The 17,045-nt window shown below is 55.3% G+C and carries 15 protein-coding genes; 8 read left to right on the plus strand and 7 right to left on the minus strand.

Annotated features, from left to right (window positions below; all coding sequences use genetic code 11):
- Positions 1-24 precede the first annotated feature (24 nt).
- The gene (locus tag Q7C21_RS10710; RefSeq protein ID WP_003852110.1) at positions 25-1,155 is read right to left on the minus strand and encodes an ROK family transcriptional regulator; all 1,131 of its coding nucleotides are present in this window, start codon (positions 1,153-1,155) and stop codon (positions 25-27) included.
- A gap of 300 nt (positions 1,156-1,455) precedes the next feature.
- Between Q7C21_RS10710 and Q7C21_RS10715 the strand changes: the two genes are divergently transcribed.
- The 7 genes from Q7C21_RS10715 (at position 1,456) to Q7C21_RS10745 (ending at position 8,516) form a co-directional block, all read left to right on the plus strand.
- Positions 1,456-2,229, plus strand: a complete 774-nt coding sequence (locus tag Q7C21_RS10715) for an inositol monophosphatase family protein (protein ID WP_008926320.1) — start codon at positions 1,456-1,458, stop codon at positions 2,227-2,229.
- A 255-nt stretch (positions 2,230-2,484) separates the two neighbouring features.
- Positions 2,485-3,621, plus strand: coding sequence for an ABC transporter ATP-binding protein (locus Q7C21_RS10720; protein WP_050556837.1), 1,137 nt, complete (start codon positions 2,485-2,487; stop codon positions 3,619-3,621).
- Positions 3,618-4,487 carry an ABC transporter permease gene (locus Q7C21_RS10725; RefSeq protein ID WP_008926322.1) on the plus strand — a complete coding sequence of 290 codons (870 nt, stop codon included), beginning with the start codon at positions 3,618-3,620 and terminating at the stop codon, positions 4,485-4,487. The genes Q7C21_RS10720 and Q7C21_RS10725 overlap by 4 nt, the downstream gene beginning before the upstream one ends.
- On the plus strand, positions 4,484-5,320 hold the full coding sequence (locus Q7C21_RS10730; protein ID WP_105099948.1) for an ABC transporter permease: 837 nt from the start codon (positions 4,484-4,486) through the stop codon (positions 5,318-5,320). The genes Q7C21_RS10725 and Q7C21_RS10730 overlap by 4 nt, the downstream gene beginning before the upstream one ends.
- 31 nt (positions 5,321-5,351) lie before the next feature.
- Entirely contained in the window at positions 5,352-6,455 is a 1,104-nt protein-coding gene (locus tag Q7C21_RS10735) for an extracellular solute-binding protein (protein WP_033743318.1), read from the plus strand.
- A 37-nt stretch (positions 6,456-6,492) separates the two neighbouring features.
- Complete coding sequence (locus Q7C21_RS10740) at positions 6,493-7,239, plus strand: glycerophosphodiester phosphodiesterase family protein (RefSeq protein WP_003852105.1); 747 nt, start codon at positions 6,493-6,495, stop codon at positions 7,237-7,239.
- Positions 7,240-7,436: 197 nt separating this feature from the next.
- The gene (locus tag Q7C21_RS10745) at positions 7,437-8,516 is read left to right on the plus strand and encodes a porin (protein WP_375150717.1); all 1,080 of its coding nucleotides are present in this window, start codon (positions 7,437-7,439) and stop codon (positions 8,514-8,516) included.
- 117 nt (positions 8,517-8,633) lie between these two features.
- Here Q7C21_RS10745 and Q7C21_RS10750 read toward each other — a convergent pair whose 3' ends face one another.
- The 4 genes from Q7C21_RS10750 to Q7C21_RS10765 all read right to left on the minus strand — a co-directional run bounded on the left by Q7C21_RS10750 (position 8,634) and on the right by Q7C21_RS10765 (position 12,711).
- Positions 8,634-9,566 carry an alpha/beta hydrolase gene (locus Q7C21_RS10750; protein ID WP_003852102.1) on the minus strand — a complete coding sequence of 311 codons (933 nt, stop codon included), beginning with the start codon at positions 9,564-9,566 and terminating at the stop codon, positions 8,634-8,636.
- A 167-nt stretch (positions 9,567-9,733) separates the two neighbouring features.
- A complete protein-coding gene (locus tag Q7C21_RS10755) occupies positions 9,734-10,078 on the minus strand; it encodes a hypothetical protein (RefSeq protein WP_008926325.1) in 345 nt (114 codons plus the stop codon).
- A gap of 22 nt (positions 10,079-10,100) precedes the next feature.
- Positions 10,101-11,447, minus strand: coding sequence for a sodium:proton antiporter (locus tag Q7C21_RS10760; RefSeq protein ID WP_078805108.1), 1,347 nt, complete (start codon positions 11,445-11,447; stop codon positions 10,101-10,103).
- A 61-nt stretch (positions 11,448-11,508) separates the two neighbouring features.
- Entirely contained in the window at positions 11,509-12,711 is a 1,203-nt protein-coding gene (locus tag Q7C21_RS10765) for an MFS transporter (protein WP_008926326.1), read from the minus strand.
- Between the two features lie 93 nt (positions 12,712-12,804).
- Here Q7C21_RS10765 and Q7C21_RS10770 point away from each other — a divergent pair, with 93 nt between their 5' ends.
- Positions 12,805-13,773, plus strand: a complete 969-nt coding sequence (locus Q7C21_RS10770; protein WP_105099945.1) for a LysR family transcriptional regulator — start codon at positions 12,805-12,807, stop codon at positions 13,771-13,773.
- A 38-nt stretch (positions 13,774-13,811) separates the two neighbouring features.
- Here the strand turns inward: Q7C21_RS10770 and Q7C21_RS10775 are convergent, their stop codons facing one another.
- Positions 13,812-14,309 (minus strand): TIGR00645 family protein, encoded by a 498-nt coding sequence (locus tag Q7C21_RS10775; RefSeq protein WP_003852093.1) that lies wholly within the window; start codon positions 14,307-14,309, stop codon positions 13,812-13,814.
- 54 nt (positions 14,310-14,363) lie between these two features.
- Positions 14,364-17,039 (minus strand): two-component system sensor histidine kinase KdpD, encoded by a 2,676-nt coding sequence (gene kdpD / locus Q7C21_RS10780; protein WP_110410937.1) that lies wholly within the window; start codon positions 17,037-17,039, stop codon positions 14,364-14,366.
- Positions 17,040-17,045 lie beyond the last annotated feature (6 nt).

Raw genomic sequence — 17,045 nt, forward strand, 5'->3', positions numbered from 1 at the left:
AACGTTGTTCTGCGGGTAACGGCCTTAATTAAAATAGGTTTCCCGCAACGGCGTCAGTGCCGCGCCCAGTGCCGAACTGTCTCCCTCAATGGCGCTTAGCAGAATATCCGGATATTCCGCAGAAATGTCCCAGCGTTTACCCGAACACGTCCGCGGCATGGCTAAGAACATTTCGCCCAGCTTCCGGGGAATTTCGCCTCCTAAGATAATGGCCGCGGGATCGATCACCGCATTCATGGCATCCATTGCCCGATGCAGGTTTGGCGTTACCTCTTCTACCCACTGTTGCGCAATCGGCCAGGCCGGATCGAATTTATGATTGAGATCGCGAATATCTTTAATTTCAATACCGCCGTGACGTAACCGATCGATCAGGATCCCCAGAGCCGGCCGCAGCTTGCCCTCTTCCGGCGTAAAAATACGGCTGATCTCCCCCGCATTACCAAATGCACCCTGGAACGGTTTACCGTTAATCACGATGCCACCGCCGAATCCATAATTAAAAGAGAGATAACCAAACGTATCGTATTTCAGCCCGGCGCCTAAAAAGGCTTCAGCGTGCGCCGCCGTCGTGGCGTTATTTTCAATCCATACCGGCCGATCAAATAACATGGTAATTTCACGACGCAGATCGATCCCCATCCAGTTTTTTAAAGGTTCAGGCGGATTGAAATACTTTCGGGAATCATAAAGAAAGCCCGCCATGCTGTATCCCACACCACAGACTTTTTCTGGCGAAATACCGTATTGTTTTAAGGTATCCAGATAGTGATGTTTGATATTGAGTAAGGTACGGGCAGGGTCGCGCGGATGCGTGTCCAGTACGCAGTATTCTGTAATACCGCCCCGGAAATTAATCAGGCTGGCGGCAACACTGTCTGAGTTAATAGAGATACCGTAACCATAACGTGCATTCGCATTCAGTGATAACGACGGGCTGGGCTTGCCTCTTCCCTGGGACGGCGATTCCCCCAGGCTGAGAAAGCCATTTTCGGTCAGCGTATCAACAATACGGTGAACAGATGACTGATTCAAAATGGTTTGCGAAACCAGTGAGGAGCGGGAAATGCCATCGTTACGGCGGACAAGCTCCAGAATGAGTTTTTCACTGCGATTAAGTTCGACATCATGACCAGCGGAATATCCATGAACCACAGCGTTGTCCTCACCATATTTAATAATGGGTTCTGTTAATACCCTAGCATGCTTTTATGCATGACGAATAGTAAAGGGCCCTGCCTTTATGTTTTCGTAAAATGTGCTGATTTTCAGCCTCTCCTGCCCTGCTTATCGCGATCATAAAAGCATCATAATAGTGAAACATAGCAGAGAGACACTCTAATATCATGCAGTGAGCATTATATTAAAAGCGAGCCTGATGTCCGGATGGGTATTTTCGCTGTGCACTGGGTTTTGCCTCCATACACACGCTTCTTTTTATGCATCAGGTAAACAATGGAAACGCGCTTAAAGGTTGCTGAACGTATCGCACAAGAGGCTTCACTTTTGGCTCTGGACTATTTCAGACAGCTGAGTGAATTAGAGGTCTGCGAAAAAAGGCCGCAGGATGTCTTCAGTGAAGCCGATCGGGAAGTGGAAAATCTGATCCGGCAGCGTCTGGGAGATCATTTCCCACAGGATCCTGTTATCGGTGAAGAGTATGGCGGTGAGCTCAGCGCCAGCTACTGGTCTGTTGATCCTATTGATGGGACCAGTAACTTCCTGCGCGGCTCGTCATTGTGGGGGATTTCTGTTGGCTATGTGCAGGATGGCGAGCCGGTTATGGGCGTGATCGTCCATCCCGTTTTAAACCTCATGCTGAGCGGCGGCAAAGAGAGAGGTGTTTATCTGAATGGTGAACCCTTTGAACGGCCTGTGATCGCCGGGGGGCTTAAAACCGTGGCGATTGGCGACAGTCCATCATGGGATTTCACCCATCAGCTCTGTATTGAAAAGGCCTATCGGGACGACGGCTGGAATGTTGTGCGCTATCGCTGTGCCACCGTCGGTTTAACCTTTAGCGTGCTGGGTTACGTCGACGGTTATCAGGAATGTTTTAGCAGCATGTGGGACGTTTCTGCGGGCTATGCCCTCTGTAAAGCGGCGGGACTGGATGCGCATCTTGCCGGCACACAGGAAAAAAGCAGCACACATGTGAGTGTCGGCACGCCCGAAATGAACCGCCTTTCTGCCCGGTTTATCCCTTATCCTCGATTTACGCCTGCCTGACCACGCATTGCCCCGGACTTACCTTATCACTGCATTTCAGGACAGCGTCTCCCCGCTGCCCTGCCCGCTGTGCGCGCTCTGCCAGAGCATCTTAACCCTCTGAACTTAATATTAATCATAATGCATTAAAATAATTAGCGCGTTAAACATACGATTTCAAATAAACCTTACATTAACCTGTTAAATATAGGTTTTAAAAACTTAATAAATTCTTAACCTCTCTGAAATTGCTTAAATTCACTACGCCTGATTATTATGCGCATCGCATTAATTAAGAAATCCCTGGCATTTTATGACGGAGCAGACCACGTGAACACGCTAGAAATCCACAATGCCATGCTGACATTTGACGATTTTGTCGCGCTGAACGGCATTTCACTGCAGGCCAAAAAAGGGCAATTTGTTTCCCTGCTTGGCCCCTCTGGCTGTGGCAAAACCACGCTGCTTAAAGTCATTGCCGGCTTTTACAGTCTTGATAGTGGCGAAGTACTGATCCACCAGCAGGACATGCATCATGTCAAACCTGAACATCGCGACACGGCGATGTGCTTTCAGTCCTATGCGCTTTTTCCTCACCTTTCCGTTGCTGAAAATATCGGTTTTGGCCTCAGGCAGATGAAGATGGCAAAAACGGATATTCACGATCGCGTAGCGCAGACCGCTGCTCAGGTATCACTCAATGCGCATTTGCCTAAACTGCCGGCGCAGTTATCCGGCGGTCAGCAGCAGCGCGTGGCGCTTGCCAGAGCGCTGGCCGTGCGTCCGGAAATCGTGTTGTTTGATGAGCCGCTGTCAAATCTGGATGCCAAATTACGGGACAAGGTACGACTGGAGATCAGACAGCTTCAGCGCTCCCATGGATTTACCGCCATTTATGTTACCCATGACCGTGCAGAAGCCCTGTCGATGTCTGACGTTGTGGTGGTCATGAATGCCGGAAAGATCGAACAAATCGGTACGCCGGATGAGATCTATTATTCCCCGATAAACCGCTTTGTCGCCGGTTTTGTCGGTCAGGCTAACGTGATGGAAGCCCGCGTACTGGACGGAGATAGCAGCAGCGGTATTTATCGTATTGCGTGTGTCATGGGCGAAATGGAAATACACAGTCACCAGCCGCCCGTCTCGGACAAGGTCTATACCTTCTGGCGTCCTGAGGATGCCCTGCTGAGCGAACAGGATACGGGGAAAAACACCCGGGCTTTTGAGATCGGTGCCGTGAGTTTTCTTGGCAATATTTCTGAACTCCAGGTTCATCCGATTGGGCATGAAGAAACAGACTATCAGTGGTGTATCCAGTTAGTCGGCAAAAACACCATACAGGAAGGTGATCGGGTTAACTTCTCCATTGCGCCAGACAGAATCCGTTTTTTACAGGAAAGCTGTTCATGAAAATGCGCAACCGCAACAGGCTTAGCTGGCTGCTGGTTTTGCCTGCCGTCGCGCCGGTCGTGCTGACGCTGGTGCTGATTGTCATCATGGCGCTGGCGCAGTCCGTTGGTCTGTTTAATTTTGGCGCGCCGGCGCATTTCACACTTCAGTACTGGCAAACCATCCTGAACGACAGTCAGCTTTGGCGCGCGACAGGCTATTCACTCAAAATTGGCGTCATCAGTGCCGTTCTGTCCGTCGCGCTGGCGCTCCCGCTGGCACTGTGGCTGAGAAAACCCTTTCCCGGCTCAATGCTGATGGGCGGTTTGCTTAAAGCCCCGCTGATGGTGCACGGACTGGTTGCCGCGCTGCTGTTTATCAATCTGATTTCGTGGCAGGGTTTTATTAACCTGGGGTTACTTAAACTGGGGATCATCTCTCACCCCATCAGGATGCAAAATGACCGCTGGGGAACGGGCGTGATTATTTTGCAGGTCTGGAAACAGCTTCCCTATGCGCTGCTGATTATTACCGGCAGCCTGCGCGCGATTGGTGACGAAATTTTTAATGCCGCGCGGGATTTGGGTGCCGGCAGAGCTGCCCGGCTGTTACAGATCATTCTGCCTTTATCTATCAAGTCCGTTCAGGTGTCGCTGGTGCTGATTTTCATCGGTGCATTAGGTGACTTTTCATTCCAGGTCGTTGCGGGGCCGACCAGCGTGTTCTCTCTTTCGCAATACATGCTGCGCTTCCCCGAAATCAGCGCCCAGGGCTGGAATCTTGCCGCGGTTGTCGCCGTGATTTTAATGCTGGCGGCTTTTGTCGGTGCAGTCGTGCTTGCCGCCCTGGCGAAGTGGCTACAACAAGCCGGAGAACAGCGATCATGAAAGCCAGAGAGACCTTATCCCCGCTGCGAATCGTCATGATGATCATTATCACCGCCCTGTTTATGCTGTGGCTGGTCATTCCCTTTATGTTGACCGTCCTGTGGTCACTGGTCGATAAAACCCATCCGTGGGCATGGCCAGATGCGCTGCCGCCGGTTGTCTCACTGGGCCGTTGGGTGGAAGTCTGGACCACGACCGCGTTACCGCAGGCGCTCAGGAACAGCTATTTACTGGCGGCAACCGTCTCGGTCTGCACGCTGATGCTGTCTCTGCCTGCCGCGTGGGCGTTTGGCAGAATGTCGTTTACGGGCAAACATTTTTTACAGAATGCGATCTTATTGCCGCTTATCGTTCCGGGCTTTGTCGTGGCACTGTTTTTTTCCATGTTGCTTAACGTGGCGGGCATTCACAGCCGGTTTGGCGGCATTTTGCTGGGGCATATTATTATCCTGATGCCTTATGCCGTGCGCATTCTCACCCTGTCGTGTTCGCAGATACGCCAGGACACGCTTGATGCGGCACGGGATATGGGCGCTTCGGTGATAAACCGTTTTTTAGTCGCCTGCCTGCCCACCATCAGGCCGGGAATATTTGCCGCACTAATTATTGTTTTTACGTTATCAATAGAAGAGTTCGCCATAAGTTTCATTGTTGGCTCACCCGATTTTATTACCGTCCCGGCCATTCTCTATTCTTATCTGGGTTATAACTTTATTCGACCCAATGCGGCGGTCATTTCTTTAATGCTGGTTGTGCCAAATGTCATTTTAATGCTGATTGCAGAAAAATTACTGACAAGAAATCCTGTCGCCGCCTTTGCAGGAAAAGGCTGACAGTCTTTAATTCGCGTTATTGGGGAAACATATGTTCAGATTCGTTGCTGCAATATTATTGCTGGCCGGGGCTTTCTGTAGCCAGGCTCAGGATTTAACTACGATGAACTGGGAACAGATTGTCGAACAGGCGAAAAAAGAAGGGGAATTAACCTGGTATCAATGGTATTACCAGGACCGTTTAAAAGAGCAGGTCAGCCTGTTTGAAAAACAGTACGGTATTAACGTTACCCTGTCTGAAGGCACACTACAGGGTAATATTAATAAACTCATGGCAGACCGGGGACGGGATACGGGTGACATTGATCTGTTTTCGATTGGCGGCGGGGCATTCGGGACCGTATCACCTCAGAAAACGTTTTTTGGCCCGATTAATACACTGCTGCCGGCAGGCAAAACCCTGAACTACACCATTGAGGGAACGGACAGTAAAGGCTATGGCGTGGCATTTTGGGGCAACCAGACCGGTCTGGCCTACGATTCGCGCCGCCTGAAAGAAAGTGAGTTACCGCGAACATTGCCGCAGATTACGGCCTTTCTGCAGCGTCATCGTCAGGAGTTTGGCTTCAACGTTGAAAACGGCGGATCCGGCCCGGCCTTTATTGAATCGGTGACGCGCACACGGGTACCGGGTTTTGATTTCACGAAAGGCGATGCGGATCTAAAAAGCCTGACGGCTCTGCAGCCGGCCTGGAACTGGTTCAAACAGCAGCGCCCCAACTACATCATTACGGCCTCCAACGCCGACAGCGTCACCCGGCTGGTCAGCGGTGAATTCCTGCTGGTCCCCGCCTGGGAAGATTATCTGGTGGGATTAGAAAACCACGGTGAAGTCCCGAAAACGATCCGGCTCTATATCCCCGATTTCGGCATGCCCGGCGGCGGAAATATGGTGGCGATACCTGTAAACGCCCCCCATAAAGCGGCAGCGTTGCTGTTTATCCACTGGCTGACGCTGCCCACCACCCAACGGCTGTTTCAGCAGGTTTATGGCATTACGCCTCAAAACAAAGACGTAAATCGTGATGCCGGACTGATTAACAGCAAAGAGCGTATCCATGGCACCCAGTTCATGCCTAAACCGCTGGGTGATGAAGTCAGAACCGAATTTTCTAACCAGGTTTTGCTCAGGTAGACCTGCGATATAACCCTAACTGAAGGTAACGCCAATAATGTCGACCCAAAAACACCCTGCACGTGTAGTGAACTCCCGTCTGATTGCCCATCGGGGAGCACCGCTACTGGCACCGGAAAACACGCTACCTTCGTTTCTGGCGGCGGTGGAACACGGCGCAACGTGGATAGAGGTGGATGTCAAACTCACCAAAGATATGCACCCGGTCATTATTCATGACGATTCCGTAAACAGGACAACGAATGGCAAAGGCTATGTGGCGAATCTGACCCTGGATGAGATCCGGTCGCTGGAGGCTGGCGTATGTTACGGCCACCTTTTCAGGGGCGTGAAAGTGCCTACACTGGCTGAAACAGTCGGCTTTGTACTGGATAAAGGCGTCGGGCTACAACTGGAAATCAAACCCACCTCCGGGCAGGAAGTGGAGACGGCGGAGATTGCGATCGCTCAGTTGAAATCACTGTGGCCAGCAAGCGAGAAGAAATTATTCATCAGCAGTTTTTCTGAGATTTCGCTGCAGGTTGCCGCACGGCTTATGCCTGACGTACCCCGCGGGCTGGCGGTTTGCGTCCCGCCGAAAGACCCCGCGGCGCTTCTCGCCAGAACAGGTTGCCAGATCCTGCATTTCCTGGGTGACTTCGCGACAGACGAAGACCTGGCGCGACTGGCCCGTTCAGGTATTGAATTCGCGATTGCCACGATCAATGACCCGGTTCTTGCCCGAAAATATATTGATGCGGGCGCGCAAACCGTATTAAGCGATATACCTGACTTAGCCTTTTAATAAAAAATCACCAGGAAATACGCTACCAGAATGTAATAACACCAGGGAAAGTCATTATAAAAAATGGCCATAACCTTTATGGCCGATATCACCATTTCATGATTTAGCGATTAAACAATACGAATGTGAGATTGAAATAAATACCGTCCTGAGCGGTAACCTCCTCATGCTTCAGCTAACTGAAAAGGGCAGATGATATGCACAATAAAATAAAAACAGCCGCGCCGTATGCAATGTTTTTTATGGTCTCATTCTCTGCATGCTCCGCTGGAATTTATAATAAAGATGGAAATAAGCTCGACCTGTACGGTAAAGTCGATGCGCGCCATGTTTTCTCAGATAATATTGCAGAAGATGGCGACAACTCTTATGCACGCCTGGGTTTTAAAGGTGAGACGCAAATTAATGATCAGCTTACCGGTTATGGTCAATGGGAATACAATTTCCAGCTGAATCACAGTGAAGGCGGTAGCGACGCGCAAACGGGGAATGCCACACGTTTAGGCTTTGCAGGTCTGAAAATGGTCGACTTCGGCTCGTTCGATTATGGCCGTAGCTTTGGGGTACTGTATACCGCCTCCGCCTATACGGATATGGCACCGGTCTACGGTTCCGGCACCATGACCACTAACGATAACTTCCTGTCAAAACGCTCAACCGGCCTCGCGACCTGGCACTCTCCGGAGTGGGGTGGATTAAATCTAACCCTGCAGTATCAAGGGAAAAATGACCGCGCAACCGCCAGACTGGCTAACGGGGATGGTTACGGTGCTGGCCTGACTTACAACATTACCGATGGACTGAGCATTGCGGCGGCAGGGATGAAAGCAAAACGGACGCTGACTCAGCAAGCTGACGGTCAGGGAGACGATGCCACCGCCTGGGTAACCTCTGCAAAATATGATGCCAGCCAGATCTATCTGGCTGGCATGTATGGCGAAGCCAGTGACGTTACGCCTTATGGACAGCTGGCACAGGTCGCTGACAAAACCCATAACGTTGAGGCAATTGCGCAGTACCAGTTCCTGAACGGTTTGCGCCCTTCAGTCGGTTTTGTCACGCAGCGTGGCGAAAACCTGCAGGGCGCAGGAAATTTTGCCGGGGGCAGTCAGACGATGCAGAAATATATTGCGGTGGGCACCTATTACTATTTCAACAAGAACATGCTGACCTACGTGGACTATCGCATTAACCTGCTGAAGGAAAACGACTTTACGCGTGCCACCGGCATTTCGACGAAAGACAGTATCGCTATGGGCCTGACCTATCAGTTTTAATCAGGCGGCCTCTGCCTGCACACAAGCTTTAACCTGTGTCGCTTCAATCCTGAAAATCGCTACTGTCGCGAGGCCGGCGAATGCCGGCTTTTTTTACGTCAGTCGCAAGGGGAAGGGTTACAGGGATGAGTCGTGCATGCCCAGGTATGCAACCTGACGGAGGTTTTCCAGCCACTTAACATACGCCTGATCCCATAACGCCGCGGGCGTGCCCGCCTTGCCAAGACCAAATCCATGTCCGCCTTTGCTGATTTGAATCAGCTCAACCGGCACGCGGTTGCGGCGACAGGTGTCGCGCATCAGCTCGGTGTTAAACGGATTTGAGGTGTGATCGTCCTCGGCCTGCGCCAGAAACGTGGGCGGATATTGCCGGGTGACATAGTTCTGCACTGACCAGTTCGCCTCATCCTGCGGCGTGGCATTTTTGCCGACCATCATCAGATGGGTATTAGTGTGCTGATAAGGCGCTTCCAGGGTAATAACCGGATAGATCAGGCCAACACTGTCGACTTTCGGCACCACTTCATCCAGCGGATCGATGGCCGGATACGATGCAAAATCTGGCCGCGCTGCCGCCAATCCCAGCAGATGTCCACCTGCCGAGAAGCCCAGTGCATGCACTTTGCGCTCAAAAGATCGCACCAGCCGGATGGCACGCTGCGCATCCTGCAGCGGTGCCAGCCGTCCCGCCTGCCACTTCTCATGCGGCAACCGGTAGCTGAGCACATAGGCGGTATAGCCACTGGCATTGAGCCAGCGCGCCACCGGCCAGGCTTCGCGGCCCATACCGATCCAGCGATAACCGCCGCCTGCAGCGATTAATACGGCTTCACCATTGGGGTTTTCCGGTTTAAAGCGCTGAATGGCCGGACTGACGATATTTGACCAGGAACCGGTGCTGTTAATATTTAACTGGCCGGATGGGCCGCCGCCGCCGGGCGGATCATCCGGCCAGAGGGGAATAATGTCATCGCGGGCAAATAATTTGCCGGTGGTCATGGAGAGCCCGAGCGCTCCCGTGCCGAGAATAAAGCGTCGACGCGTAATCATAATGCCTGTTGTGTGAAGCCCGAAATGTCAGCAAACCGTTGCGGTAGGCTAAAGAAGTATGAACAAATGCAAGTCTGGTGCACTGGCTGGCGATTATGTACGCAACAGCCCCTGAAAAGCCATAAAAAAACGCGCCCGGCAGGCGCGTTTTATTTCATTCCGTCTGGTTAATCTTCCTGCTGGAACTGCGCCATCACGGCCTGTTCACACTGCTGTTCGTTGACGCGCAGTTTGGCACGCTCATCGTCCCCCAGTTGCAGCCAGGCACTGGCCACTTCACGCGCAGACTCTTCGTCGAATTCGGGCTGATTCATCGCCGACGGTGACTGGCCGCCCGCCACGGTCGATTTCATCTGCTCAACGTAATGATCTGCAGTGGCGACCTTTTTCTCGCCGCTGACGATGTGGCATAACTGACTGGCGTAAACATTCTGCTCAGTGTCAGTGTCATCCGCCGCCAGCGCGCTGCCGGTGGCGAGGATACTCAGCAGCACTATCTGAGTTACTTTCATTCTTAACTCCTGTTCGTTCGGGTTAAACCTTGCGCTGAAGGGCTTCGAGGCGCTTCTGACGCCAGTTCAGCAGCGGCGTCACGGTGGTGCCGTGAACCACCACGCTGCAGACCACCAGCGTTAACGCCATATTGGTCATAATTTCCATCTGCGGGCCTTGCATCCCGTGCGTCCAGGCATAGGCGATGTAGTTCAGACTGCCAATCCCCCGGATGCCCAGCCAGCCAATCAGCAGACGCTGCCCCAGCGGCAGTCCGGCTCGCATTGTTACCAGCCAGACGGCCAGCGGTCGCACCACCGCAAACAGCACCAGGCCAATCAGCACGCCGTAGATGTTCCAGTGCTGCGCCAGTGTGACGCCCAGCACCACCATCATGCCAGCCGCCAGTAAACGTTCAATAGTATCGCCAAAAGAGAGGGCGTCGCCTACTACAAACCCAATCGATTTGACCATATTCGTGCCGCCCTGATGCGCCAGACGCATGTTAGGATTCACCAGCGCCTCAGAGGGCAATATCCGCTCGTCGTCAGAGAGATCATCCGGCTGATGACGACGGAACACGCCCAGTTCTGCGCGGCGTAATCCCAGCCCGGCGGCAAAGGCAGCCAGGAAGCCGGAAGCACCCAGCCACTCCACCAGTGAATAACTCAGTGCTATCAGCGCCAGCGCCAGAAAATCATTGGGTGCGACATCGCCATTGGCATTGCGCAGTCGGGTCGCCAGCATGCCGATCAACTGCCCCAGCACAAAACCGATGATAAGACCGCCGCCAATCGCCCAGAGCACTTCGACCGCGCCCCAGTGCGCCAGCATCGCGCCATTCAGGCTTTCGCCATTGAACAGCAGCAGCGCCAGCATCAGCAGTGGTAATGCGGAGCCGTCGTTCATGCCCGCCTCGCTGGATATTGCCACACGCAGCGAGTCATCATCCTGCGCATCATTGACCGAGATTAAGCTCGCCAGCACCGGATCGGTGGGTGCGACAATCGCCCCAAACGCCAGCGCAATCGGCCAGTCTAATCCCACAAGGAAGTGTGCCAGCAGGGTCATCGCGGCGACGGTGAGCAGCATGGCGGGAAAGGCCAGCTTCAGCCCGGTGTGCCAGCAGTTGTTCTGCAGCGGCTGACGCAGCTTGAGACCGGTGATAAACAGCGAGGCTGCCATGGTGATTTCAGTGATGTGGGCCACGGCTTCGGAATGGGTAACGATATCAAGGTGGATAACATCAAATCCCCACGGGCCGCACAGCATACCCGCGATCAGAAACAGGCCAAATGAGGTGACTGGCCCCCGGTGAATCCAACCGGAAGCCAGCGACATCAGCAGCAGGAGGCCGCCCGTCGCTGCTGTCCAGGCTAAAAAGTTCATAACACTCCAGAATATTTCGGGTTTATGAATAAGCCTGGCACATTTTTTGACGGGCGAGGTGTCAGTTTTTCAGGTGACGACTGGCGAAGCGGACCGCGACAGCGGCTGCACCAGCTATGGTGGCGAGCGCAACCACGCCATTCCAGCCCCAGTGTGCCAGCGCCAGACTGCCCAGCGCCGCACCGGTCGCCATACCGATAAACACCACGGTAAACAGCAGGGCATTAAGGCGACTACGTGCTTCCGGGGCCAGGCCGTAGACCAGCGTCTGATGCGCCACCAGCGTGGCCTGTACGCCTAAATCAAAGCCGATAGTACAGACGACTATCAGCGCCAGCTGCGCCGGCATGGGCAGTAATGGCAGCAGGAACATCAGCGCAAAAGAGATCGTTACCAGCGCGGCACCCGCCTGCGTGACCCTTGCCGGACCAATGCGGTCAGCAAAACTGCCCGCCAGCGGTGCCGCCATGGCGCCCGCTGCACCGGCTAAACCAAAGGCTCCGGCAACGGCACTGTCCAGATGAAAGCGGTCGCTAAGCATTAACGCCAGTGTCGACCAGAAGGCGCTGAAGGCCACTGACAGCAGACCCTGCGCCAGCGCGGCCCGGCGCAGCGTCTGGTGGTGACGCCACAGATGCACCAGCGACAGCAGCAGGCGCGGGTAGCTTACCGAGGTACCCGGTGTGAAGCGCGGCAGCACACGCCACAGCGTCAGCGTAATCAGCAGCACCGCCAGCGCGGCAATCATATACATGGTGCGCCAGCCGAAATACTCCGCCACCACCCCACTGACCACCCGCGACAAGAGGATGCCAACCAGCAGCCCGGTCATCACCGTGCCGACCGTTTTACCCCGGCTGCGTTCCGGGGCCAGCGCCGCCGATGCAGGCACAATATCCTGCGCCACCGTAGCCGTCAGGCCGGTGATAAAACTGGCAATCAGCAGCGCGCTGAGCCCACCGGAAAAACCACACAGCAGCAGCGCTGCCACCAGCAGTAAGCCCTTGATGAAGATAATGGTGCGACGGTCATGACGATCGCCCAGTGGCGCCAGCAGCAGAATACCCAGTGCATAGCCCGCCTGGGTCAGCATCGGCACCATACCGACTGCGCCAATGCCTGCGTTAAACTGTTTGCTGATGATATCCAGCATCGGCTGGCTGTAGTAAATCGACGCAACGCTGAGTCCGGCACCCGCGGCCAGGGTAAACACCAGCGGTGTGGAGAGCGATTCATTTTGAGTCTGGGTTGATATGGCTGACATGCTGTAATCCTCTTCATTTCGTACAACCATTAAAGCGCATCGCGGTTATACGCGGTAGACTGATATCAGGCAAAACCGTTATGCGTGGTACGTATGAACAATCCTAACAGCAGCGATCGCATCGACCTGATGCAGACCTTTATCCGTATCGTCGAGAGTGGCAGCTTATCGGCCGCCGCGGCCCAGCTGGGTACGACACAACCTACCGTCAGTCGTCGGCTGCAGACCCTTGAGCAGCGGCTGGGGCTGAAGCTGATCCTGCGCACCACGCATGCGCTAAAACTCACCGATGATGGTGAACGCTGCTACGCCCAGGCACGGCAGCTGCTGGCGACCTGGCATACGCTGGAAGATGAGCTGACCGGCGCCAGTGCCGATCCGGTCGGTACACTGCGGGTTCGTGCCCCGCACGCCTTTGGCCAGGATCAGCTGATCGCCCCACTGGTGGACTATCTGCATCGCTATCCCCGGCTCAATATTGAGTGGATGCTGAACGATCGCACGCCCGACTTTATGGCCGAGAATGTCGACTGCGCCATTCAGGTCGGTGCGCCAACCGATCCCTCGGTGGTGGCGGTTCTGCTGGCCGAAGTGCCGCGCATTGTGGTGGCGGCCCCGCACCTGCTGGCACAGTATCCGCCCATAGCGCAGATTGAACAGCTGCGTGATCTGCCATGGCTGGCCCTCACCAGTTTTTACCGTAACGAAGTGGCATTGCAAAAGATTGACGATGGCCAGCCGGTGAATCTGGCGATTACGCCACGGCTGAGCAGTGACAGTTTATATGCGGTGCGCAAAGCGGCGCTGGCGGGCATGGGTGCGGCAATTGTCTCCTCCTGGGCGGTACAGGAAGATTTAGCCGATGGCGACCTGGTTCAGCTGGTGCCTGCGTGGCAGGCACCACCGCTGCCGGTGTGGCTGACTTATCCCTGGGCGAGTTACTACCCGGCCAGGCTGCAACACTTTTTTGCGATGATTAAAGAGGTGATGCCGCAACTGGCGGGCACGCGTCCGGCGTCGCAGCCAGCAGGTCGTTCAGGGAAAACAGATCGGAAAGGATAACGCAGAGGCCCGCGTCAGCGGGCCACCAGGGGGATATTTTACTTTTTATCGTAGCGCGACATTTTGTCCAGCCAGCCCATCACAAAGGCAGAGAGCACAAAGGTCAGGTGGATAATCACGTACCACATGAGTTTGTCGTTTTCGACATTACGCGCTTCCATGAACACCCGCAGCAGGTGAATCGACGAGATGGCAACGATGGAGGCAGCGACTTTGTTTTTCAGCGAGCCGGAGTCCATCTTGCCCAGCCAGCTCAGCTTCTCTTTGTCTTCGTCGATGTCGAGTTTAGAGATGAAGTTCTCATAACCCGACAGCATTACCATCACCAGCAGGCCGCCAACCAGCGTCATATCCACCAGTGAGAGCAGCAGAAGAATCAGATCGTTTTCCGCAATGCTGAAAATGTTGGGCAGCAGGTGGAAAATTTCCTGGAAAAATTTAATGGTCAGCGCCAGTAATCCCAGCGAAAGTCCAATGTAAACCGGAGCCAGCAACCAGCGCGATGCATACATCAGGTTTTCGGTAAAACGTTCCATACAATCCCACGAATAATCAAACAGGACCGGCAGTATAACTGATCCACTGTGAAGTTATTTCAGCCCTTCGTCAGAAATTTCAGGGGCGGGCGGCAGCGGCAGCGAGAGACGAAATGCCGCGCCACCTTCGGGCCGGTTTTCGGCCCAGATCTGGCCGCCATGGCTCTCGATAATGGTTTTACAGATCGCCAGACCCAGCCCGACGCCCGGCACCGCCGACTCTTTATTGCCGCGCCAGAACTTATCGAATATCCGGGTTAAATCCTCTTCGGCAATGCCGGGTCCGCCATCCCAGACCGCAATTTCCAGTCGTGATGCTGCACGCCAGGCGCGGATGCCGCGTGGCGCGCTATTACCGGCATACTTCAGGCTGTTCTCTATCAGGTTAGTGAAAACCCGCTCCAGCAGCGTGCTGTCCCCTTTGATCAGCACGATGTCATCCGGCAGGTCGAGCTGGACCTCATGCCCCTTGAGCGAGGGTGCCATGCTGCTCAATGCCCCACCAATCACCTCTTCCAGCGCCAGCCACTCTTCCCGCAGATTGAGGCCGCCCGACTGAATGCGCGCCATATCCAGCATGTTGCTTACCAGCCGGATGGTGCTGAGCGTCTGCTCGCGAATCTGGCTGGCCTGCGGCACATATTTTGAGTTGTCACTGGCCAGGTCAAGCATCAGCATTTCTGCCTGACCAAACAGTACGGTCAGCGGGGTGCGCAGGTCGTGTGACAGCGCCGACAGCAACGCATTGCGCAGCTGTTCACGCTCAGCTGAGAGACGGGACGCTGCCTCGCTGTGAGACAGCGCCATCCGCTCCAGGGCATTGGCGATCAGCACCGTAAAGGTTTCCACCAGCCGCTGCTGCTCAGGAATCATCAGCTGACGCAGGTTCTGCGGCTCCACCACCAGCAATCCCCGGCACTGCGCGCCGCTTTTCAGCGGCAGGATCTGATAAGGCACTGCCGGTAAGGTATCGGTGCCCGCGCCTGCAGGCTGGCCTTTGCTGTAACTCCATTTAGCAATCGCGCGATCCGGCTCGCTGGCCGGTAACGCATCGCCCACCGCTTTCAGCTCGCCCTGCTCATCGGGCAGCAGCAGCAGGCAGCGCGCCTGTAGCGTGGCGTCGAGCACACGCTGGCTGGTGGCGGCGATATCCTGCGGTGTCAACGCGCTGCCCAGCGATTTCGCCATCTCATAGAGCTGACGCGCCCGCTGCTCGCGGTAGCGCGCCACCCGCGCCTGATAGCGCACGCCTGCCGTAAGATTCCCGACAATCACGCCGACCGCCAGCATCACGCCAAAGGTCACCAGGTATTGCAGGTCGGAGACCGCCACCGTGCCGGTGGGGGCCACAAAGAAGAGGTCGAAGGCGACGATATTTATCACCGTGGCGATCACCGACGGCCAGCGGCCATAGCGTAGTGCCACGATCACCACCGCCAGCAGGTAGATCATCACGCAGTTGGCGGGATCGAAATTGATCAGCACCGATTGCCCGGCTGCGGTCACCAGGATGCAGAGCACCAGCGCCATCATCACGCCGCGCAGCTGAATGCGCCATTTTTCGCTGTTAACACGACCATCCGGCAGCGGATGCGGCGCATCTTTCAGTGGCTCATCCAGCGCCACGACCAGCAGATCGAGATCCGGGCCAAGCTGGCCCAGTCGTTCAGCAAAACTGTCACGCCGCCAGCGCCGGAGTGGGCGACGGCCAGTGACGATTTTGCCCAGATTGTGTTCGCGGGCATAACCCAGCACCGCTTCCGCTTCATCCGGTTCAGAAAGGGTGGCGGTTTCCGCGCCCAGCTCCTGTGCCAGCTGTAATGTGCGCAGGATGGCCCGTCGCCGTGCTTCCGGCAGCCGGTTGAGCCGGGGCGTTTCAACATAGACCGCGTGCCATTCGCTGCCCAGTCGCGCCGCCAGTCGGGCTGCGGTGCGCACCAGCTTTTCACTGCCGCTGTCGTCGCCAATACAGAGCAGGATAGCGTCGCGGGTGTGCCAGACCCGATCCCGTCCCTGCTGATCGCGCCAGGCGCGCATCTGATCGTCTACCCGATCGGCGGTGCGGCGCAGCGCCAGCTCACGCAGGGCGAAGAGGTTACCTTTACGGAAAAAGTTTTCGATGGCGCGCTCAGCACGATCGCCAATATAAACTTTGCCCTCTTTCAATCGCTGGCGCAGATCGTCAGGCGGCAGATCGACCAGCACCACTTCGTCGGCACTGTCAAAAAAGGGATCGGGCACGGTTTCGCGCACCTGAATGCCGGTGACGCCGCCGACCACATCGTTGAGGCTCTCAAGATGCTGCACGTTGACGGTGGTCAGGACGTCGATGCCCGCTTCCAGCAGCTCCTCGATATCCTGCCAGCGCTTGGGATGGCGCGAGCCCTTAACGTTGGTGTGCGCCAGCTCATCCATCAGGATGACGGCAGGATGGCGGGCCAGCGCGGCATCGAGATCAAACTCTGCATGACGCGAGCGGCCGGTCGCGCGACGCGGCAGCAGGGTTAATCCTGTCAGCAGCTGTGCGGTTTCCGGCCGTTCGTGGGTCTCTACCACGCCAATCAGCACATCCAGACCCTGCGCACGCAGCCGCTGTGCCTCCTGCAGCATGGCGTAGGTTTTGCCCACGCCAGCACAGGCACCAAAGTAAATTTTCAGCTGCCCGCGATGCGTTTCGCGGTTAGCCTGCAGCAGCGCGTCGGGATCGGGACGCTGGGGTTCGTGGTTCATCGCTTC

The sequence above is a fragment of the Pantoea sp. ANP04 genome, assembly GCF_041982285.1.
GTDB classification, from domain to species: domain Bacteria; phylum Pseudomonadota; class Gammaproteobacteria; order Enterobacterales; family Enterobacteriaceae; genus Pantoea; species Pantoea eucalypti.